Origin of the sequence: Lentzea sp. CA-135723, assembly GCF_050936595.1 — a bacterium.
Classification (GTDB): Bacteria; Actinomycetota; Actinomycetes; order Mycobacteriales; family Pseudonocardiaceae; genus Lentzea.
Genome location: NZ_JBNJMK010000001.1, coordinates 5,342,620 through 5,362,864, shown reverse-complemented (window position 1 = coordinate 5,362,864; position 20,245 = coordinate 5,342,620). Strand labels below are relative to the sequence as shown.

At 68.9% G+C, this 20,245-nt stretch carries 20 protein-coding genes; 13 read left to right on the top strand and 7 right to left on the bottom strand.

Annotation, left to right across the window (positions count from 1 at the left end):
• The first annotated feature begins 86 nt into the window (after positions 1 to 86).
• The 9 genes from ACQEU1_RS24450 to ACQEU1_RS24410 are packed head-to-tail and all read left to right on the top strand — an operon-like array spanning position 87 to position 8,633.
• Entirely contained in the window at positions 87 to 941 is an 855-nt protein-coding gene (locus ACQEU1_RS24450) for a fumarylacetoacetate hydrolase family protein (RefSeq protein ID WP_433205987.1), read from the top strand.
• Positions 941 to 2,248, top strand: a complete 1,308-nt coding sequence (locus tag ACQEU1_RS24445; RefSeq protein ID WP_433205984.1) for an enolase C-terminal domain-like protein — start codon at positions 941 to 943, stop codon at positions 2,246 to 2,248. The genes ACQEU1_RS24450 and ACQEU1_RS24445 overlap by 1 nt, the downstream gene beginning before the upstream one ends.
• Entirely contained in the window at positions 2,245 to 2,997 is a 753-nt protein-coding gene (locus tag ACQEU1_RS24440) for an SDR family NAD(P)-dependent oxidoreductase (RefSeq protein WP_433205981.1), read from the top strand. Before ACQEU1_RS24445 ends, ACQEU1_RS24440 begins: the two co-directional genes overlap by 4 nt.
• 14 nt (positions 2,998 to 3,011) lie before the next feature.
• Complete coding sequence (locus ACQEU1_RS24435; protein WP_433205978.1) at positions 3,012 to 4,049, top strand: sugar ABC transporter substrate-binding protein; 1,038 nt, start codon at positions 3,012 to 3,014, stop codon at positions 4,047 to 4,049.
• A complete protein-coding gene (locus tag ACQEU1_RS24430; RefSeq protein WP_433205975.1) occupies positions 4,049 to 5,524 on the top strand; it encodes a sugar ABC transporter ATP-binding protein in 1,476 nt (491 codons plus the stop codon). The genes ACQEU1_RS24435 and ACQEU1_RS24430 overlap by 1 nt, the downstream gene beginning before the upstream one ends.
• Positions 5,521 to 6,537 (top strand): ABC transporter permease, encoded by a 1,017-nt coding sequence (locus tag ACQEU1_RS24425; protein WP_433205972.1) that lies wholly within the window; start codon positions 5,521 to 5,523, stop codon positions 6,535 to 6,537. Before ACQEU1_RS24430 ends, ACQEU1_RS24425 begins: the two co-directional genes overlap by 4 nt.
• A gap of 4 nt (positions 6,538 to 6,541) precedes the next feature.
• Complete coding sequence (locus ACQEU1_RS24420; RefSeq protein ID WP_433205969.1) at positions 6,542 to 6,853, top strand: L-rhamnose mutarotase; 312 nt, start codon at positions 6,542 to 6,544, stop codon at positions 6,851 to 6,853.
• A complete protein-coding gene (locus tag ACQEU1_RS24415; protein WP_433205966.1) occupies positions 6,850 to 7,806 on the top strand; it encodes an aldo/keto reductase in 957 nt (318 codons plus the stop codon). The genes ACQEU1_RS24420 and ACQEU1_RS24415 overlap by 4 nt, the downstream gene beginning before the upstream one ends.
• Positions 7,803 to 8,633, top strand: coding sequence for an amidohydrolase family protein (locus ACQEU1_RS24410; protein WP_433205963.1), 831 nt, complete (start codon positions 7,803 to 7,805; stop codon positions 8,631 to 8,633). The genes ACQEU1_RS24415 and ACQEU1_RS24410 overlap by 4 nt, the downstream gene beginning before the upstream one ends.
• Here the strand turns inward: ACQEU1_RS24410 and dapA are convergent.
• On the bottom strand, positions 8,630 to 9,487 hold the full coding sequence (dapA, locus tag ACQEU1_RS24405) for a 4-hydroxy-tetrahydrodipicolinate synthase (RefSeq protein WP_433205960.1): 858 nt from the start codon (positions 9,485 to 9,487) through the stop codon (positions 8,630 to 8,632). The genes ACQEU1_RS24410 and dapA overlap by 4 nt on opposite strands.
• Positions 9,488 to 9,558: 71 nt before the next feature.
• On the opposite strand from dapA, the gene ACQEU1_RS24400 reads away from it, so the two are divergent.
• Together ACQEU1_RS24400 and ACQEU1_RS24395 are read left to right on the top strand one after the other, a co-directional pair.
• A complete protein-coding gene (locus tag ACQEU1_RS24400) occupies positions 9,559 to 10,437 on the top strand; it encodes a LysR family transcriptional regulator (protein ID WP_433205957.1) in 879 nt (292 codons plus the stop codon).
• A 201-nt stretch (positions 10,438 to 10,638) separates the two neighbouring features.
• On the top strand, positions 10,639 to 11,307 hold the full coding sequence (locus tag ACQEU1_RS24395; RefSeq protein ID WP_433205954.1) for a hypothetical protein: 669 nt from the start codon (positions 10,639 to 10,641) through the stop codon (positions 11,305 to 11,307).
• A 14-nt stretch (positions 11,308 to 11,321) separates the two neighbouring features.
• Here the strand turns inward: ACQEU1_RS24395 and ACQEU1_RS24390 are convergent, their stop codons facing one another.
• A complete protein-coding gene (locus ACQEU1_RS24390) occupies positions 11,322 to 11,996 on the bottom strand; it encodes a FadR/GntR family transcriptional regulator (protein WP_285642861.1) in 675 nt (224 codons plus the stop codon).
• A 189-nt stretch (positions 11,997 to 12,185) separates the two neighbouring features.
• Between ACQEU1_RS24390 and nagA the strand changes: the two genes are divergently transcribed.
• On the top strand, positions 12,186 to 13,391 hold the full coding sequence (nagA, locus tag ACQEU1_RS24385; protein WP_433205951.1) for an N-acetylglucosamine-6-phosphate deacetylase: 1,206 nt from the start codon (positions 12,186 to 12,188) through the stop codon (positions 13,389 to 13,391).
• 204 nt (positions 13,392 to 13,595) lie between these two features.
• Positions 13,596 to 14,624: a serine hydrolase domain-containing protein gene (locus ACQEU1_RS24380; protein WP_433205948.1), complete on the top strand. Its 1,029-nt coding sequence runs from the start codon at positions 13,596 to 13,598 to the stop codon at positions 14,622 to 14,624.
• Positions 14,625 to 14,676: 52 nt separating this feature from the next.
• Here ACQEU1_RS24380 and ACQEU1_RS24375 read toward each other — a convergent pair whose 3' ends face one another.
• From ACQEU1_RS24375 to ACQEU1_RS24355, 5 genes are read right to left on the bottom strand one after another with little or no spacing between them, the layout of a single operon-like run.
• The gene (locus ACQEU1_RS24375; RefSeq protein ID WP_433205945.1) at positions 14,677 to 15,717 is read right to left on the bottom strand and encodes an SIS domain-containing protein; all 1,041 of its coding nucleotides are present in this window, start codon (positions 15,715 to 15,717) and stop codon (positions 14,677 to 14,679) included.
• Positions 15,714 to 17,132 carry a glycoside hydrolase family 3 protein gene (locus tag ACQEU1_RS24370; protein WP_433205942.1) on the bottom strand — a complete coding sequence of 473 codons (1,419 nt, stop codon included), beginning with the start codon at positions 17,130 to 17,132 and terminating at the stop codon, positions 15,714 to 15,716. The genes ACQEU1_RS24375 and ACQEU1_RS24370 overlap by 4 nt, the downstream gene beginning before the upstream one ends.
• Positions 17,133 to 17,135: 3 nt before the next feature.
• A complete protein-coding gene (locus ACQEU1_RS24365) occupies positions 17,136 to 17,954 on the bottom strand; it encodes a carbohydrate ABC transporter permease (protein ID WP_433205939.1) in 819 nt (272 codons plus the stop codon).
• On the bottom strand, positions 17,954 to 18,952 hold the full coding sequence (locus ACQEU1_RS24360) for a carbohydrate ABC transporter permease (protein WP_433205936.1): 999 nt from the start codon (positions 18,950 to 18,952) through the stop codon (positions 17,954 to 17,956). The genes ACQEU1_RS24365 and ACQEU1_RS24360 overlap by 1 nt, the downstream gene beginning before the upstream one ends.
• A 10-nt stretch (positions 18,953 to 18,962) precedes the next feature.
• The gene (locus ACQEU1_RS24355) at positions 18,963 to 20,237 is read right to left on the bottom strand and encodes a sugar ABC transporter substrate-binding protein (protein ID WP_382442835.1); all 1,275 of its coding nucleotides are present in this window, start codon (positions 20,235 to 20,237) and stop codon (positions 18,963 to 18,965) included.
• Positions 20,238 to 20,245: the final 8 nt, after the last annotated feature.

The following is a 20,245-nucleotide window of genomic DNA, read 5'->3' as shown; positions in this document are numbered from 1 at the left end:
CTTCCGGACGAGCCCTAGACGAGAGCGGCCTCGCGGGGCTATACATCCGATGTATTTCGTAGGGTGTGAGCAGAGGAGGAACGGCCGTGCAGTTCTTGCGCCTGGGGCCGGTCGGCGATGAGCGTCCCGCAGTCAGGGCCGACGACGGGATCACGTACGACCTCCTGCCGATCACCCCGGACATCGACGGGGCGTTCCTCGCGAACGACGGCGTGAACCGCGTGCGCGCCGCACTCGAAGCGAACGAGCTGACCGTCCTCGACCACGAGGACCTGCGCGTCGGGCCGCCGCTCGCGCATCCGGGCAAGGTCATCTGCATCGGCCTCAACTACCGCGACCACGCGGAGGAGACCGGCGCGGACATCCCCGGCGAGCCGGTGATGTTCCTCAAGACGCCCGACACCATCGTCGGCCCGTACGACCAGGTGCTCGTCCCGCGCAGGTCGGTGAAGACCGACTGGGAGGTCGAGCTCGGGGTCGTCATCGGCAGCACCGCGCGTTACCTGGAATCCGAGGAGGAGGCTCTGGCGTGCGTCGGCGCGTACGTGCTCTCGCACGACGTCTCCGAGCGGGAGTTCCAGATCGAGCGCGGCGGAACGTGGGACAAGGGCAAGAACTGCGAGACGTTCAACCCGCTCGGCCCCTTCCTCGTGCCCGCCGACGAGATCGCCGACCCGCAGAGCCTGGAGATGCGGCTCTGGGTCAACGGCGAGATCAAGCAGAACTCCTCCACCAAGAACATGATCTTCTCGGTCGCGGAGATCGTGCGCTACCTCAGCCAGTTCCTTGTCCTTCGTCCGGGTGACGTCATCAACACCGGTACACCCGCCGGTGTCGCGCTCGGCCAGCCGGAGCCCAAGCCGTACCTGCGCGCCGGTGACGTCGTGGAACTGGAGATCGAAGGCCTCGGCAAGCAGCGCCAGACCCTCGGGCAGGCGTGATGCCGAAGATCACCGCACTGGACGTCCTGGACATCCGGTTCCCGACGTCGCGCGAGCTCGACGGCTCCGACGCGATGAATCCGGACCCCGACTACTCAGCTGCCTACGTGGTGCTGCGGACCGACGACGGGCCGGAGGGCCACGGGCTCGCGTTCACCATCGGCCGCGGCAACGACGTGCAGGCCGCCGCCATCAAGGCGCTGGCGCCGCACGTCGTCGGCAAGGACGTGCCGGAGAACGCGAAGGCGTTGGCGGAGCTGTACTTCGAGCTCATCGGCGACTCGCAGATCCGCTGGCTCGGGCCCGAGAAGGGCGTCGCGCACATGGCGATCGGCGCCGTCGTCAACGCGGCGTGGGACCTCGCGGCCCGCCGCGCCGGGCTGCCGGTCTGGAGGTTCCTCGCGCAGATGACGCCCGAGGAGATCGTCAGCCTGGTCGACTTCCGGTACCTCTCCGACGCGTTGACGCCCGACGAGGCGTTGCAGATCCTGCGCAAGGTCGAGCACGGCAAGTCCGAACGCGTGGAAACCGTTGCCCGCGACGGATATCCGGCCTACACGACGTCGCCCGGCTGGCTCGGCTACTCCGACGAGAAGCTCGCCGGACTCGCGCGCCAGGCGTTGGCCGACGGCTTCGACATGATCAAGCTCAAGGTCGGCGGCAGCCTCGACGACGACGTCCGCCGGATGAAGCTCGCCCGAGAGGTCGTCGGCGACGACGTGCGCGTGGCGGTCGACGCGAACCAGCGCTGGGACGTCTACACGGCCGTGCGGTGGATGAAGGAACTGGCGCCGTACAACCCGTACTGGATCGAGGAGCCCACCTCGCCGGACGACGTGCTGGCGCACCGCGCGATCGCCGACGCGCTGGCCCCGATCCGAGTCGCCACCGGCGAGCACGTGCAGAACCGGGTGATCTTCAAGCAGCTGCTGCAGGCCGGTGCGATCGACTTCCTGCAGCTCGACGCGTGCCGGGTCGCGGGCGTCAACGAGAACATCGCGATCCTGTTGCTGGCCAAGAAGTTCGACATCCCGGTGTGCCCGCACGCCGGCGGGGTCGGCCTGTGCGAGCTGGTCCGGCACCTGTCGTTCTTCGACTACGTCGCCGTGTCCGGTGAGGTCGGCGAGCGCGTGATCGAGTGGGTCGACCACCTGCACGAGCACTTCCTCGACCCGGCCGTCGTCGAGAACGGCCGCTACCTCGCGCCGACGCAGCCGGGTTTTTCGGCCCAGCTCAAGGACGAGACGCTGGCCGACTACGTCTACCCAGAGGGTCCTGTGTGGACTGAGCTGGAGGGTGCGGAATGACCGACTTCGAAGGACTCGTCGCCGTCGTCACGGGCGGCGCGTCCGGCATCGGACTCGCGACCGCCGAGTTGCTGAGCAGCCGGGGTGCCACGGCCGTCGCGCTGGACCTGAACCCGGACGTCAAGGACCCGCTGGTCGGCATCCGCGCGGATGTCTCGGACGACGAGAGCGTCCGGGCAGCCATCGACGAGGTCGTCCAGCGCTTCGGACGGCTCGACGTCGTGGTCAACAACGCCGGCATCGGCGCGCAGGGCGACGTCACGGCCAACGACGACGCCCAGTGGTCGAAGGTGCTGGACGTCAACGTCCTCGGCATGGTCCGGGTCTCCCGCGCCGCGCTGCCGCACCTGCGGAACTCGCCCGCCGCGGCGATCGTCAACACCTGCTCCATCGCTGCCTGGGCCGGGCTCCCGCAGCGAGCGCTCTACTCGGCCAGCAAGGGCGCGGTGTACTCGCTGACGCTCGCGATGGCCGCCGACCACGTCCGCGAAGGCATTCGCGTCAACGCGGTCGCCCCCGGCACGGCGGACACCCCGTGGGTGGGCCGTCTGCTCGACTCGGCGCCGGACCCAGCCGCCGAGCGGGCCGCGTTGGAGGCGCGCCAGCCGCACGGCCGGCTCGTCTCCGCCGATGAGGTCGCGGGAGCCATCGCTTATCTGGCGAGCCCGCTTTCGGGTTCCACCGCCGGCACGATCCTCGCCGTCGACGGTGGCATGTATGGCTTGCGCTTGCGTCCCAAGCAGTCATGAAAGGCAACACAACGATGAAGCGTCGCAACCTCACCGCCGCGGTGTGCCTCGCGCTCGCCGGTGCACTGACACTGTCCGCGTGCGGCGGCGGTGGAGCCGCCGGCACCGGAGCCAGTGGCGTCGGGCCGATCGGTGCCGACCACCCGCGAGCCGACTCCGACTTCTGGAACTCCTACATCAAGTACTTCCCGGACAAGGCCAAGGAACTCGGGATCAACCTGCTGAACCCGACGAACTCGCAGAACAAGGTCGAGAACCTGGTTGCGAACGCCCAGTCGCTGCAGTCGCAGGGTGCCAAGGCGATCGTGATGGCCCCGCAGGACACCGGCGCCATCGCGTCCACTCTGGACAGGCTCGACAAGGCGGGCATCCCGGTCGTCACCGTCGACACCCGCCCCGACAAGGGCAAGACCTACATGGTCGTGCGCGCGGACAACAAGGCGTACGGCGAGAAGGCCTGCAAGTTCCTCGGCGACAAGCTGGGCGGCAAGGGCAAGGTCGTCGAGTTCCAGGGCGCGCTGTCGTCGGTCAACGGCCGCGACCGCTCCGAGGCGTTCGCCGCCTGCATGAAGCAGAACTACCCCGGCATCACGGTGTTCGAGGAGCCGACGGACTGGGAGGGCGCCAAGGCGTCCGCCGCGCTGCAGACGCGCCTGAACCAGCACCCGGACATCAACGGCATCTACATGCAGGCCGGTGGCGTGTTCCTCGCGCCGACGCTGCAGGTGTTGCGGCAGAAGAACCTCCTCGTCCCGCCGACCGACCCCAAGCACGTCTGGATCGTCTCCAACGACGGCATCCCGTCGGAGCTCGAAGCGATCCGCAAGGGTGAGATCGACGCGACCGTGTCGCAGCCGGCCGACCTCTACGCGCAGTGGGCGCTCTTCTACGCGAAGGCCGCGGTCGAGGGCAAGACGTTCCAGCCCGGCCCGACGGACCACGACTCCACGATCGTCGACGTCGGCGGTGGCCGCCTGGAGGACCAGCTGCCCGCGCCGCTGATCACCAAGGAGAACGTCGACGACAAGGCGTTCTGGGGTAATCAGATCTGATGAGTGAGTACGCGGCTGTCGCGCGTGGCGTGACGAAGAGGTTCGGGCGCACGCTCGCGTTGGACGACGTGAGCATCGAGATTCGCGCCGGTGAGTCACACGCGCTCGTCGGTCGCAACGGCGCGGGCAAGTCGACGTTGGTCTCCGTCCTGACCGGCATGCGTGCGCCGGACGCGGGCGAGGTCAGCTTCTTCGGCGAACCCGCGCCGCCCGTGAGCGACAGCTCGGCCTGGCGCCGGCACATCGCGTGCGTGTACCAGAAGTCGACGGTCGTGCCCGACCTGTCCGTCGCCGAGAACCTGTTCATCAATCGGCAGGACCTCGGCGGCGGGCTGATCAGGTGGAAGAAGCTGCGGGCCGAGGCGTCCGAGTTGCTGGAGACCTACGACGTCGCGGTGAACCCCGACGCGTTGGTGTCCTCGCTGACCGTCGAGCAGCGGCAGTTGGTGGAGATCGCGCGGGCGTTGTCGATCGGGTCGCGGTTCGTGATCCTCGACGAACCGACCGCGCAGCTCGACGGCCCGGCGATCGAGCGGCTGTTCGACCGGATGAGGTCGTTGCAGGAGCGCGGGGTGACGTTCCTGTTCATCTCGCACCACCTGCAGGAGGTCTACGAGGTCTGCCAGACGGTGACGGTCTACCGCGACGCGCGGCACATCGTCACCGCGCCGGTGGCCGAGATGTCGAAGCCCGACCTGATCGAGGCGATGACCGGTGAGGCCGGCGGGCTGAACGTGCCGTCCGGCGACGACCGGCCGTCGTCCGACGAGACGGTGCTGGCGGTGTCTTCGCTGAGCGGCGACCACTTCTCGGACATCACGTTGTCGGCGACGCGCGGCGAGGTCATCGGGCTCGCCGGCAGTGCGTCGTCGGGCAAGCACGAGTTCGCTGAGACGGTGTACGGGCTGCGCAAGCCTTCCGCCGGGTCCATTTCCGTCGACGGATCCGTGGTGCGCGGCGGTGACGTTCCGGCGGCTTTGAAGGCGGGAATCGGTTGTGTGCCACGGGATCGGCACCACCAGGGACTGGTGCTCGACCTGTCGATCGCGGAGAACGCGACGATGAGCACGGCCGGTGCGTTCGTGTGGCCCGCCGCCCAACGGTCGGCGGGCAGCAACGCGATCGACTCGTACGACGTGAAGGCGGCCGGGCCGGACCAGCCGGTGTCGGACCTGTCCGGCGGCAACCAGCAGAAGGTCGTGATGGCGCGGGCGCTGGCCGGTGACCCGTCGGTGCTGGTGCTGATCAACCCGACCGCGGGTGTCGACGTGAAGTCGAAGGAGTCGCTGCTCGGGGTCGTCGACGCGCAGGCGCGGCGGGGCAAGGCGGCGATCGTCGTCTCGGACGAACTGGACGACCTGCGGGTCTGCGACCGCGTGCTGGTGCTGTTCCACGGCCAGGTCGTGCGGGAGTTCGGCCGCGGCTGGCGCGACCAGGAACTGATCTCTGCGATCGAGGGAATGAGCTCGGAATGACCAAGGCCATGACACCGCAGGTCTCGGGGGCCGCGCCTGTGGAGAAGCAGAAGTTCCGGCTGGCGCGCTATCAGGACCTCGCGCTGGTCCCGGTGATCATTCTCCTGCTGATCATCGGCGCGGTGCTGTCGCCGATCTTCCTGACGGCCAACAACCTGATCGCCGTGCTGACCCAGCAGAGCGAGCTGTCGTTGCTGGTGCTCGGGCAGGCGATGATCCTGATCGTCGGCAAGATGGACCTGTCGCTGGAGTCGACGGTCGGTCTGGCGCCCGCGCTGGCCGTCGCGTTGATCATCCCGTCGTCGGCCGGTGGGCTGGACGTCGGACTCGCGGCCTGGCTCGCGTTGCCGTTGTGCATCCTGATCGGTGTCGCGATCGGCGGGCTGAACGGGTTCCTGATCCTGAAGGTCGGGCTGTCCGGGTTCATGGTGACCCTGGGCATGCTGACCATGCTGCGCGGGTTGCAGCTCGCGATCACCGAGGGCAAGTCGCTGATCGACGTGCCGGAGTCGTTCCTGTACCTGGGGTCGACGACCTGGCTCGGGTTGCCGGCGGCGGTGTGGATCTGCGTTGTTTGTTACGCCGTGGGCATCTTCGTGCTGAAGTACCTGCGCGCGGGACGGTCGTTGTACGCGATCGGCGGCAACTCGGAGGCGGCCCGTGCGGCCGGCATCCGGGTCGACCGGGTGGTGTGGACCGTGCTGATCATCGGGTCGGTGCTGGCGGTGATCGCGGGCATCCTGATGACCGGGCGGCTCGGATCCGTCGCCGCCACCCAGGGCGAGGGCATGATCTTCCAGGTCTTCGCGGCCGCGGTGATCGGCGGCATCTCGTTGCAGGGCGGCAAGGGCACGCTGTTCGGTGCGCTGTCAGGCGTGCTGATGCTGGGGCTGGTGGAGCAGATCCTGCGGTTGCAGGGGGTTTCCGGCTTCTACATCAAGGCCTCGTACGGCGCGGTGATCATCCTGGCGCTGATCGTGACGCGGTTCGCGACCGGGCAGAAGCAGGAGTAGGGCCGTGGAGACCGTCGCGTTGCACACCCGGCTCCGGGCCGGTGCCGAGGCCGAGTACGACCGCGTCCACGCCACGATTCCTTTGGAACTGGATGGGGCGTTGCGCGAGGCCGGGGTGCACTCGTGGCGGATCTGGCGGTCCGGGCGGGAGTTGTTCCACCTGGTCGAGGTGGAGGACTACCGGGCGATGCGGGCTCATCTGGCCTCGCATCCCGCCAACGTTCCGTGGCAGGCTCGGATGGCCTTGTTGCTGGAGGTCGAGGACGACTACTCCGGCGCTGAACCCGATGTGCGACTCGTGTGGGAGCTGCCGTGAAGGTTGCTGTGTCTCGTCTGGGCTTCGGCGGCGCGCCGATCGGCAACCTGTACCGGGCGATCCCGGACGAGGAGGCCTTCGGCGCGGTCTCGGCGGCCTGGGACGCCGGGGTCCGGTACTTCGACACCGCGCCGCACTACGGGCTCGGGTTGTCGGAACGCCGCCTCGGGGCCGTGCTGGCGGACAGGCCGCGCGAGGAGTTCGTGATCTCCACGAAGGTCGGGCGGGTGCTGGAGCCGTCCGACGGCATCGGCATGGACGACGAGGGCTTCGCGGTGCCGCGGACGTTCCGGCGTGTGCGCGACTACTCGGCCGACGGTGTTCGCCGGTCCATCGAGTCCTCTTTGGAGCGTCTCGGGACGGATCGCGTCGAGATCGTCTACATCCACGATCCGGACGACTTCTGGGACGAGGCCTTCGGCGAGGCCTATCCCGCGCTGGAGTCGTTGCGGTCGCAGGGTGTCGTCGGCGCGATCGGGGTCGGCATGAACCAGTGGGAGATGCCGGAGCGGTTCGTCCGCGAGACCGACATCGACGTGGTGATGCTGGCCGGGCGGTACACGTTGCTGGAACAGCCGTCGCTGCCGTCGTTCCTGCCTGCCTGTGTCGAGCGCGGTGTTTCGGTGGTGGCGTGCGGGGTGTTCAACTCCGGGCTGCTGTCGAAGCCCGTCGTGGCCGAGGACTCCAAGTACAACTACGAGGACGCGCCTCTCGCACTGGTGGCGCGGGCTCGCGCCATCGCCGAGGTGTGCGCGCGGCACGGGGTGACGTTGCCCGAGGTGGCGATCCAGTTCGCCCTGGGACATCCGGCCGTGGAGTCGGTGGTGATCGGGGCGCGCAACGCCGCGCAGATGACGTCCAACGCGGCCTACTTCTCGTCGCCGATCCCGGCCGGGTTGTGGGACGAGCTGAAGTCGTCGGGGCTGCTGGGTGCGGAGGTTCCGACGCCGTGATCGTCGATGCTCACCACCACCTGTGGGACCTGTCGGTGCGGGACCAGGACTGGATCACCGATCCGCCGATGGGCGTGATCCGCCGTTCTTTCCTGGAGCCCGACTTCGTTGCCGCTGCGCCTGAGGTTTCGGCATCCGTGCTGGTGCAGACGGTGTGCGTGCCGGAGGAGACGCCGGAGTTCCTCGCCGTGGCGGCGTCTTCGGACGTGGTCGGCGCGGTGGTGGGCTGGGTCGATCTGACGTCCGCAGGTGTGGGCGATGCCCTGGCGGCGTTGGTGGACTCGCCGGACGGCTCGTGGCTGCGCGGGATCCGGCACCAGGTGCAGGGTGAGCCCGACCCGGAGTGGTTGTGCCGCGAGGACGTCTGGCACGGGCTGGCCGCGGTCGGCTCCGCCGGGCTGGTCTACGAGCTGCTGACGTTGCCTCACCAGATGCCTGCCGCGCGGCGGACCGTGGCGGCGTTGCCGCAGGTCGAGTTCGTGGTGGACCACTGCTCGAAGCCTGCCGTCGGATCGGATCCGGGGGAGTGGGCGGAGCTGATCCGGTCGTTGGCGGCGCACGAGAACGTGACGTGCAAGCTGTCCGGGCTGGTCACCGAGGCCGACTGGAAGTCGTGGAGCGTCGCGGACCTGCGGCCGTACTTCGAGGTCGTGCTGGACGCGTTCGGGCCGGAGCGGCTGATGTTCGGCTCGGACTGGCCCGTGTGCCTGCTGGCCGCCTCCTACGAGGAGTGGCTCGGTGCGGCGCAGGAACTGGTCTCGGAGCTGTCGGCCGGCGAGCAGGACGCGATCTTCGCGGGCACCGCTCGCCGGGTCTACGGGCTTTAGAAGAGGGCCTTCAGCTCGTTGATGAGCTGCGGGGTGGCGCCGGCCAGCGGTTCGCGGACCGGGCCGGACGGCAGGCCGAGCAGGTTCAGCGCGGCCTTGACGGCGACGGCACCGGGCTCACGGGTCATGATCGCGGTGATGACCGGCAGCAGGGCCTGGTGGCGGCGCAGGGCCTCCTTGTTGTCACCCTCGTCGTAGGCATCGAGCATCGCCTTGATCTCGTTGCCGACGACGTGGCCCACGGTGCTGACCGTGCCGACGCCGCCGATCGAGTACAGCGGCAGGATCAGCTCGTCGTTGCCGGAGTAGTAGTCGAGGCCGGTCTCGGCGATGACCCGCGCCGTGGCGAGCAGGTCGACCTTGCAGTCCTTCACGCCGACGATCCGCGGGTGCTCCGACAGCCGCAGCAGCGTCTCGGTGTCGATCGCGGTGCCGGTGCGGCCGGGGATGTCGTAGAGCAGGGCGGGCAGGCCACTCGCGTCGGCGACGGCGCGGAAGTGGTTCTCGACGCCTTCCTGAGTGGGCTTGCTGTAGTACGGCGTGACGACGAGCAGGCCGTCGGCGCCGTTCTGCTCCGCGCTTCGGGAGAGCTCGATGGTGTGCCGCGTGGAGTTGGTGCCGACGCCCGCGAGGATCTGCGTGCGGTCGCCGACGGCCTCCTTGACGGCCCTGATGATCTGCGCCTTCTCGGCGTCGGTGGTCGTGGGCGCCTCGCCGGTCGTGCCGTTGACGACCAGCCCGTCCGCGCCGCCCTTGTCGACGAGGTGCGCGGCCAGCTCCTGCGCACCCTTGAGGTCCAGGTCACCGTCGGGGGTGAACGGGGTGACCATCGCAACCAGCACTCGTCCGAACATGACTCCAGCGTGGCTCTAGTCTTCACGAAGTTCCAGTTAGAAGTTCTGCCCGGAACGTTAAGCTGAGCTTTGTGTTGGATGTGCGACGACTCCGCCTGCTCCACGCACTATCGGTCCACGGCACGGTCACGGCCGCCGCCGAGGCCCTCCACGTGACCTCGCCGGCCGTGTCCCAGCAGCTCGCGGCTTTGGAACGGGAGGCCGGTGTCGCCCTGGTCGAACGCGACGGCCGCCGGCTGGCCCTGACCCGTGCCGGGCACGTGCTGGCCGCGCACACTCAGCTGGTCCTGGACCAGTTGGCCGCGGCCGAAGCCGACCTGGCTTCGCTGCGGACCTCGGTGTCCGGTGTGGTGCGGGTGGGGGCTTTCGTTTCGGTGGCAGCGTTGTTGCCGCGGGTGATCCAGGTGTTGCGGTCGGCTCACGGGTCCGATGTGGACCTGTTCGTGCACGAGATGGAGCCCGAGGCGTCGTTGCCCGCGTTGCGGCGCGGGGACATCGACATCGCGGTGATCCACTCGTACAACATCATGCCGCGCTCGCTGCCGCCGTCCTGCGAGTCGTTCGAGCTGTTCGTCGAACCCGTGAACGTGGCGCTGCCGTTGTCGGACCCGTTGGTGCAGCAGGATTCCGTGGATCTCGCCGTGCTGGCCGACCGGCCGTGGATCATGCCCCGGACGGACGCGTCTTGCCACGAGCTGACCCAGCGGGCGTGCGGCGCCGCCGGGTTCGTGCCTCGGGCGCAGGCTTACTGCGACGACTTCGGGGTGATGTGCGGGCTGGTCGAGGCCGGGCTCGGGGTGGCTCTGGTGCCGTCCGTGGCGCGACGGCCCGGGGTGGCGTTGCGGCCGTTGACGCAGCAGGTGTTCCGGACGGTGTCGGCGGTGGTGCGCAACCGGGCGGACGGGCAGCCCGCGGTGCGGGCGGTGCTGGAGCAGCTACGCCAGGTCTGAGAGCCACTGCGTTCGCACTTCCACTTTTTGTCCTCTATTTGTTGTGTGCATGCCTCGTTCGGGTTCCCAGTTTCCCCGAATTGTTACATTGGGCCTTTTTATGTGTGAGAAATCGAATTCCGGCGTACCTTCGTGGAGAACCGTTCGAGTCGACGAGGTGGGGCAATGGCGATTTCTCGAAGAAGAGCGCTGAGTGGTGCCTTGGCGCTGGCTGTCGGTGCACCCACCCTTACGGCGTGCGGGGCGGCGGCCCCTGTCGTGGCGGGAGTGAGCGGAGCCGCGGCCGGGTGGCTCGCCGAGTTCGGCAACGAGATCAGGGCCCAGATCGCGGCGAAGACGGTGGAAGGAGGGACGTGGGCGTTCGAGAAGCTCTGGGAGAAGTGGAGCGGCCCCACGGCCGAGGTCGCCGCCAAACAGGCCGAGGAAGGCTTTGGTGTTGCCGGAGACACCGTTTGGGGTCACGCGGTACCCGGCACCACTTTTGTGAGCCTTCATCGAGCGAAGCCGTACAACCCTGCGACCGACAGATTGGCTTGCGTGCGTGACTCGGGTGAGTTCGTGGTGCTGGAGAGCTGGGCCTGGAAAGGCGTGCTCGCATTCGTGCGAAAAGAGGTCGGCGACAAGGAGGGGGACGACCAGTTGCACGCTCTTCAGCTGCTCGCAAACACGCTCATGCCCCACGGTGCGATGAGCCCTGGGAAGACGCCGGCGGAGACCGTGAGCTGGGTGGGCTACCCGACGAAGGACGGCGGTGGCGTGGAGATCGTCAAGTTCGTCGACGCGGGTACGGCCAAGGTCATGGTCACCGCCTCCGGCTACTACACCGGCACCCACGGCCGGGCGACCTCGCACACGTTCGATCTCAAGTGATCAGCCGCGGCGGGCTACGCCAGGTCTGAGAGCCACTGCTCGACGCCCGCCACGTGCACCGTGGACCAGCTGCGGGCGAGCTCCGGCTGGTGGGCGGCCAGCGCGTCGACGATGGCGCGGTGCTCGGCGACCGTGCGGTCGACGGCGTTGGACTGGGTGATGCCGCGCCAGATCCGCACCCGCACCGTGGGGCCTGCCAGCGTGTCGAGGAGCTGGGCCAGGTAGGCGTTGCCGGAGCACTGGGCGATGGCGCGGTGGAAGTCGAGGTCGTGCTCTACCAGTTCCTCGACAGATTTGGCGTGCTCGGCCGCGTCGCAGAGGGCCCGCAGCTTCACGATCTCGTCCGGATCGACCCTTTGGGCAGCCATCGCGGCGGCCGCGGGCTCCAGGATTCGGCGTACCTGGAGGACCTCCAGGACCGAATCTTCGCCTCGGTGCAGGTCCAGCACGAAGCTCAAAGCGCCGAGCAGGTCGTCTGCCCTCAGAGACGACACGTACGTGCCGTCGCCCTGGCGGACGTCCAGCACGCGGACGAGGGACAGCGCCTTGACGGCTTCGCGCAGCGAGTTGCGCGACAGGCCGAGGCGTTCTGCCAGGTCAGCCTCCCGCGGGAGACGGTCGCCGGGCTTCAGCTCGCCCGAAACGATCATCTCCTTGACGCGCAGGATCGCATCGTCAGTGACTGCCACGGCACCCTCAACTCGTCGTAGACCTCGGATGTCTGGGGACCAGTATGCGCCACGGATGGTCATCTTCGGCGCATCCCGGCATTTCCGGCGCTGATTAACCAGGTCTTATGTGAGATGGTTATCTCCTAACGACACGTGACGTGGACCTCTGTTGTCGCCATAATGGTCTGGACCATTCAAGGAGGGATCTTGGACGCCGTTGTCGCAGCACCGCGCGCTTTGCTCGGTCGCACGATCGTCGGTCCTGCCTCGGTGCGGATCAGGGACGGCCGCATCGTCGAGGTGACCACCGGTGAAGCACCACCTGGCGCAGAGGTCCTGTCCGGCGGCCTGCTGACACCAGGCTTGGTCGACGTGCAGGTGAACGGCGCCGTGGGCGTCGACTTCGCCGAGGTGGACGCCGCCGGAATGCGTTCCGTGGCCGAGGCTCTGCCGTCCACCGGAGTGACCCGGTTCCTGCCCACGCTGATCACCGCACCGGTCGACGTGGTGCTCAGGCAGGCGCGGGCGGTCCTGGCCGCTTCCGCCGCTCTGCCCGACGGCGTGGGAGCCCGGCCGTTGGGCGTACATCTCGAAGGCCCCTTCCTGTCGCCGAAACGGGCAGGGGTGCACGACCCGTCGTTCATGGTCGAGCCTGGTCCTGACCAGATCTCGGCGTTGCTGGACGACGAACTCATCCGCCGTGCGCTGCGGATGGTGACCATGGCCCCTGAACAGCCTGGTGGTCTGGAGGCGGTCCGCCGTCTCGTCGAGGCCGGCGTGCTCGTCGCGGTGGGCCATTCCGACGCCACGGGTGAGCAGACCCGCGCCGCCGCCGACGCGGGTGCCCGCATGGTGACGCACCTGTTCAACGCCCAGCGCCCGCTCGGCCACCGCGAACCCGGCGTGCCCGGCGTCGCGCTGGTCGACGAGCGCTTCACCCTCGGCCTCATCGCGGACCTCGCGCACGTGGGCCCGGACGTGTGCCGGCTCGTGTTCAACGCCGCCGGGGCACGAGTCGCGCTGGTCACCGATGCCGTCGCCGCCGCGGGGATGCCGCCCGGCCGCTACCACCTCGGTGGGGCGGACGTGCTGCTCACCGAGGACGGCGTGCCGCGCTCGCCGGAGGGCACCATCGCCGGCTCCGCGCTCACGCTGGACCGCGCCGTGCGGAACATCGTGTCCGTGGGCGTGCCGGTGGCGGACGCGCTCGCATCGGCCACGATCGTGCCCGCCGAGGTCATCGGCGAGTCCGGTCTCGGCCGTCTCGCACCGGGTGCCGTCGCGGACCTGGTGTGGTGGGACGAGGACCTGCGGCCCAAGAAGGTCTGGGTCGACGGTGAGGTCGTGTTCGACGTCGACGCTCCGGTGGTGGCCGCACCGGTCGCGGCCGGCTACGCGACCGCGGGCCAGTAGCTCCAACGCTCAGAGGGCGCTTCCTTCCCCCGTCGCACGGGGAGGGGAGCGCCCTTTGTCGTTCAGTGCGTTCCCATTGCAACGGCATCGTTGCGTTGAGGCGATTCTCGGTGCAACGATCTTGAGGCTTTAAGCTGCTGATACTCGACTTGAAGGCAACGAGGCCGTTGTTGCAATAAGGAAACTGGACGTAGCGTTTCGCTCATGAGAAACGAACTTGCCCAGGAAATGGTCGACGCCGGTCTCCTCGGTGTGACGATCCGAGTGCGTGACGAACACGGCGACCAGGTCGTGTCCGCCGGGTCGAGCGAACTGGACGGAAGCGCGCAGCCACCGCCGAACGGGTACGTCCGGATCGGCAGCAACACCAAGACGTTCGTCGCGGCGGCGGTCCTCCGGCTCGTGGCGGAAGGCCGGCTCGGGCTGGACGACGCGGTGGACGCGCACCTGCCCGAGTTCGGCGTCGACCGCCGGATCACGGTCCGGATGCTGCTCCAGCACACCAGCGGGATCTTCAACCACACCGGCGAGTACTACGAGGACGGCACGATCGCGCCGGGGATCCCCTGGCAGGGAAGGGAATGGCTGGACAACCGCTTCCAGTCGCACGACCCGGCGGACCTGGTGCGGTTCGCGCTGGCCAAGCCCGTGCGGTTCGAGCCCGGCGCGGACTGGAGCTACTCCAACACCAACTACGTGATCGCCAGGCTCCTCGTCCAGAAGATCACCGGCATCCCGTTCGCCGAGGCGATGAACGAACTCGTGCTCGCCCCTCTCGGCCTGAACGACACCTCGGTGCCGGCCGGTCCGGAGATCGCCGAACCGCACGCCCACGCCTACTACCGGCACGAGGACGAGACGATCGACCTCACCCGCCTCGACCCGTCGTGGATCTCCAGCGGCGGCGACATGATCTCGACGACCGCGGACCTCGCCACGTTCATCGGCTCGCTGCTGCGGGGTGACCTGCTGCCGGCCCCGCTGCTCGCCGAGATGCTCGACCCGCACCCGAAGGTGGGCTACGGCCTGGGCGTGTTCGTCCAGGAGACGCCCGGCGGCAAGGTGATCTCGCACAACGGAGGCGCGATGGGCCACGCCGCGTTGATGTACGCGACGGCGGACGGCGGCAAGGTCCTGACCGCCGCGCTGAACTACGTCGACGACGCCGGCCTGTCGCTCGCGGCGGCGTTCCAGGAGATGACGAAGAAGCTCGTCGACGAGACGTTCCGCTGACAGGAAAAAGCCCCGCCCAGGGGGACTGGGCGGGGCTTCCCGGTGGTGCGGATCAGAGGGTCCGGGTGACCTTGTTCAGGCCGCGCGGGCTGTCCGGGTCGCCGCCGCGGGCCAGCGCCAGGCCGTAAGCCAGGCGCTGCACCGGGAGGATCTCCAGGACGGGCGCCACTTCCTCGGCGGTCTCGGGGATCGGGATCGACAGTGTCGCGCCCACCTTCTCCGAGGCCGAACCGACGGCCACGACGTCCGCGCCGCGCTGGTGCACCACGTCGAGGGCGTCGCGCAGCGAGTCGCCGCCCTTGCCCAGCGACGTGACGGCCAGGACCGCGGTCTCGCCGTCCACCGCGGCCACCGGGCCGTGCAGCAGGTCGGCGCCGCTGTACGCGCGGGCCGCCAGGTAGGAGGTCTCCGCCAGCTTCAGCGAGGCCTCCAGCGCCGTGGCGTAGGAGTAGCCGCGGCCCGTGGTGAGCACGCGGTCCACGAACCGGTAGCGGCGGACCGCCTCCTCGACGGTCGGCGCCGAGGCGTCCAGCGTCACCTGGGCCAGTTCGCCCAGGTTGGCCGCCGCCTCGCCGTTGCCGCCGCGGATGGCGTCGATGAGCAGGTACAACGCCAGCAGCGTCGCCGAGTACGTCTTGGTGGCGGCGACGGCGTGCTCGACACCCGCGGAGACGTCCACCGAGAGCTCGGCGGCCGCGTTCAACGGGGACTCCGGGGTGTTGGTCACCGCGACCGTGAGCGCGCCCCGGCGGCGGTAGGAGGCCGTGACCTCCAGCAGGTCGGGGGAGCCACCCGACTGGGAGACGGTGACCAGCAGGACGTCGCGCAGGTCGGGCTCGGCGCCGTACAGCGTGGTCGTCGAGGCCGAGACCAGGCCCGCCGGCAGCTGCAGCAGGATCTCGGTCAGGTACTTGGCGTAGATGGCCGCGTGGTCGCTCGAGCCGCGGGCCGCGAAGAGCACGAAGCGCGGGGCCCGTTCGCGGATGACGGCCGCCACCTCGGCGATCGCCGCCCGCGAGGCGTGGAGCGACGAGAAGATCGACGGCTGAGCGGCGATCTCCGCTGCCATGTGCTGGCCTGGCTGCGTGGTCATGTGGTGCCTTTCAGGATCAGCTCGGCCGCGGCTCGGAGGCTCACCCGAGAACCGCCGTGGGTGTCGATGCGGGCGACGCTGCCCAGGTCCGGACCCGGCACGCCGGTTTCCACGTGCACCACGTCCAGGCCCAGATTAGTTAAGTTTGTTACCAGTTGTCGAGCGCTCGTGTGGCGGTGAGCGTCTCTGGTCACGACCACGATTGTGCGATCACCGGACACCCGCGCAACTTCTTCGGCCGAGACGTCGCGCACGGCGATCACCTCGGTGCCCGGGAGGACCTCGCGCAGGTACGGGCCGAGGCCCCACGGCACGTCGCCCACGGCGATCGACGGGTCGACCACCATGTCCACGACGACCGGGGACGAGCCGACGTCGACCTTGCCCCGGACCTCCAGCGCGCGGCGGGCGGCGGTGAGGCCGATCTCCGCGTCGTGGGCGTCCACGGTGGACGGCGGCAGGCCCAGCGCCAGCGAGCGGGCCGCCGCCTGCGCCAGGCGTTCCTCGGAGAGGTCGCCTGCCTTCACGGCCGCCACGATCGACTCGATCAGCCACTTGAGGTCGTCGTCGTCCAGCGACATGCCGCCGAGGCACATCGCGTCGACACCGGCCGCCAGCGCGCGCACGGCGCCCTGGGCGAGGTCGCCGCCGACCGCCTTCATGTCCAGGCCGTCGGTGATCACCGCGCCGGTGAAGCCCAGCTCGGTGCGCAGCAGGTCGATCGCGTGCTTGTTCAGCGTCACCGGCGCCGGGCCCCACTCGGGGACCACCAGGTGGCCGGTCATGATCGAACGGACGCCCGCGTGCACGGCCGCCTGGAACGGCACGAGCTCGACGGCCCGCAGCTGCTCCTCGGTGCGCGGCAGCACCGGCAGCTGCTCGTGGGAGTCCTCAGTGGACGCTCCGTGGCCGGGGAAGTGCTTGGCGCAGGCGGCAACGCCCACGGCCTGCAACCCCTCGACCCACGCGGCGACGTGCCGGGCCGCGAGCACCGGGTCCGAACCGAACGCGCGGACGCCGATGATCGGGTCGTCCAGCGTCAGCACGAGATCGGCGGACGGAGCGAGGTTCAACGAGATCCCGCACTTCGCGAGCCGCGAGCCGATGGACGCGGCCACCGAGCGGGTCAGGTCGAGGTCGTCCGCCGCGCCCAGCGCGTGGTTGCCCGGCACCTCGGAGCCGCGACCCGCGTCGAGACGCGTGACGTCGCCGCCCTCCTCGTCGATGCCGATCACCACGTCCGGGCGCACCGAACGCAGTTCGCCGCACAGCGCGGTCACCTGGGCGTCGTCGACGACGTTGCGCCCGAAGAGCACAACGCCGCCCAGCCCGTCAGCGACCCGCCGCAGCAACCAGTCGGGGGCGGTCGTTCCGGTGAATCCGGGAAGCAGAACGGCAGCGGCCAACTGATCCACGCGTCATCCCTTCACAGCACCAGCGGTGACGCCGGCGACCATCTTGCGTTGCACGATCAGGAAGAACACCAGCGCCGGCACGGTGAACAGGACGGACGCGGCCATCGCGCCACCCCAGTCGGTGCCGAACGCGGTCTGGAACCCGGACAGCCACACGGGCAGCGTCTCGCTGTCCTGGCTGCGGATCAGCACCTTGGCGAACAGGAACTCGTTCCACGCCGTGATGAACGCGAACACCGAGGTGGCCACGAGACCCGGTCCGAGCAGCGGCAGCGTCACCTTCTGGAACGCCTGCCAACGGCCGCAACCGTCCACCATGGCCGCTTCCTCGAGCTCCGCCGGAATGCCGTTGACGAACCCGCGCAACGTCCACGCGCAGAACGGCAGCGTCACCGCGAAGTACACGAGGATCAGCGACGAGAGGTGTTCGTACAGCTGGAGGTCCCGCATCATCAGGAACATCGGGATCAGCAACGCCTCGAACGGCGCCATCTGCGCGACCAGCATCAGCAGCACGAAGCTCTTGCGGCCGCGGAACGCGAAGCGCGACATGGCGACCGCCGCCGTGATGCCGATGACCACCGCGGCGAGCACGGCCGTCAGGGTCACCATCAGGCTGTTGCCGAGCGACGACAGGAAGCCCGGCTTGGTCCACGCCGTGACGAAGTTCGTGAGCGTCACCGAGAACGGGATCAGGTCGTAGTCCGACGTGATCGTCGTGCCCTTGGGCTTCAGCGCCGACGTGATCATCCAGTACGTCGGGAAGATGAAGAACAGCGCGAGCAGGATGCCCGTGACGTTCGCAGCAGACTTCTTGAGCATCAGAGCTTGCCCTCCTCGGTCTGCAGCAGCTTGCGCAGGTACTGGAACGTGATCAGGCCGAGGATCAGCATCATCAGCACGGAGATCGCGGCCGCGACGCCGAAGTGGCTCTTCGCGATGCCTTCCAGGTACTGCAGCACCGGCAGCGTCGTCGACTCACCACTGGGACCGCCCTCGCGGAACACCCAGATCTGGGCGAAGACCTTGAAGTCCCACAGGGTCGACAGGAACGTCACCATCATCAGCAGCGACCGGATCTCCGGCCACGTCACCGCGCGGAACGTCTGCCACGGCGAGGCGCCGTCGATGCCCGCCGCCTCGTAGAGGTCGCGCGGAATGCCGACGAGCCCGGCGTAGAGCGAGAAGGCGAGGAAGGGGATCGCCTGCCAGATGATCAGCAAGCCGACGACGGACAGCGTCGAGGTGCCCGACGAGAACCACGAGTAGCCGGCGTAGGAGTCGAAACCCAGCTGCACCAGCGTTTTGTTCAAGATGCCGTAGTTCTGGTCGAACATCCACTGGTAGACCGTGGTGGACGCCAGGATCGGCATGGCCCACGCGCAGAGCATCGCGATCTGCAACGCGATCCGCACCCACGGCGTGAGCACGCGCATCAGCAACGCGATCCCGAGACCCATGCCCACCGAGGCGCCGACGACGGCGACGGTGAACACGACGGTCCGCAGCGAGGCGATCCAGAACCGCTCGTCCTGCAGGACGGCGGCGTAGTTGTCGAGGCCCGTCCACACGACCTCGCCGCGCACCAGCTCGCCGAGGTTCAGCTGGCGGAAGCTCGTCACGAAGACGGAGACGACCGGCCAGCCGATCAGCCAGAGGATCGCGATGAGGGCGGGTGCGAGCAGCAGGTAGGGCAGCGCCCGGTCGAAGGCGCTGCCCCGGCGGCGCCGCTTGGGCGCCCCCCGGGTCGTGGCAGGCGGCAGCGCCGGGGGGATGGTCCCCGCCGGCGCTGCCGCTTCGGTCGTGTTGACGGCCGTCATCTCAGCTTGGCTAGGCCATCGCCTTGGTGATGGCGTCGCTCGCGTCCTTCGTCGCCTGGTCCAGCGTCTTCGCGCCGGTCAGGTACGCGGTGAGCGCGTCCTTCAGCGGGTTCTGGCCCGCCTCGACGGCCGCCCACTTCGGCGTCACCGGGGTGACCTTGCCGTTGGGGGACGAGTCCGCCATGGCCTTGCCGATCGCGTTGCTGGCGAGCTTCGAGGTGTCCTTGGAGGTACCGGGGACGGCACCACCCGCGGCGAGCTGGTCCTGGTAGTTCTTGGAGGACAGCAGCGCCAGGTACTTCTTGGCCGCGTCAGCGTTCTTGCTGGACGCCGGGATGGCGAGGTTCGAGCCGCCGAGGAACACCGGCGCGGCCGAACCGGCCTTCTTGGACGGGATCGGGAACGCCGAGGTCTTGTCGGCCAGGTCCGGCTTCGCCTTGACGGCGCCGCCGAGCTCCCACGGGAGGCCGACCATCATGCCGACGTTGCCCGTGCCGAAGACCTCCATCTGCTGGGGCTTCGCCTCGTCGATGTCCGCCGGGACCTTCTTGGCGGCCGACGCGTCGTAGAGCTCCTTGTACGCCTGGAAACCGGCCTTCGCCTGCGGCGTGTCGAGGGTGCCCGTCCACTTGCCGCCGTCCTGCTTGGCGATGTCGCCGCCCTCGTCCCAGATCAGGGACAGCAGGAAGTACCAGGACTGTCCAGGCAGGTACAGGGCCTGGAAGTCCGGGTTGGACGCGTTCGCGGCCTTCAGCTTGTTGATCGCGTCGAGCCACTCGGCGCGCGACGTCGGAGCCTTCTCCACGCCCGCGGCCTTGAGCAGGTCAGTGCGGTAGATCACGGTGCGGTTCGCGGCGTAGAACGGCACGCCGTACTGCTTGCCGTTCAGCGTCAGCGAGTCCTTGAGGCCGCCGAGCCACTCGCCACCGTTGAACTGGCCCGCGTCCGCGGTCAGGTCGGCGAGGGTGCCCTGGTCGGCGAAGCTCGCCGTCTGGGTGTTGCCGAGCTCGATGACGTCCGGCGGCGTGCTGCTCGCCAGCGCGGTGGTCAGCTTCTCCTGGATGCCGGTCCACTTCTGGACCTCGTACTTGACCTTGATCCCGTTCGCCGACTCGAACTCCTTGTTCAAGGCGTCGGTCAGGGTCGTCGGCGCGGAGCCGTCCATGAGCCACACGGTGATCTCTTTGGTCTCCGTGGCTCCACCGCTGCTCGTGCTCGTGCCACAACCTGACACGGCCACTGCCAGCGCGGCGGCACCGACAGCGAGTCCTCTCCAGCCCTTCACAGTTCGCG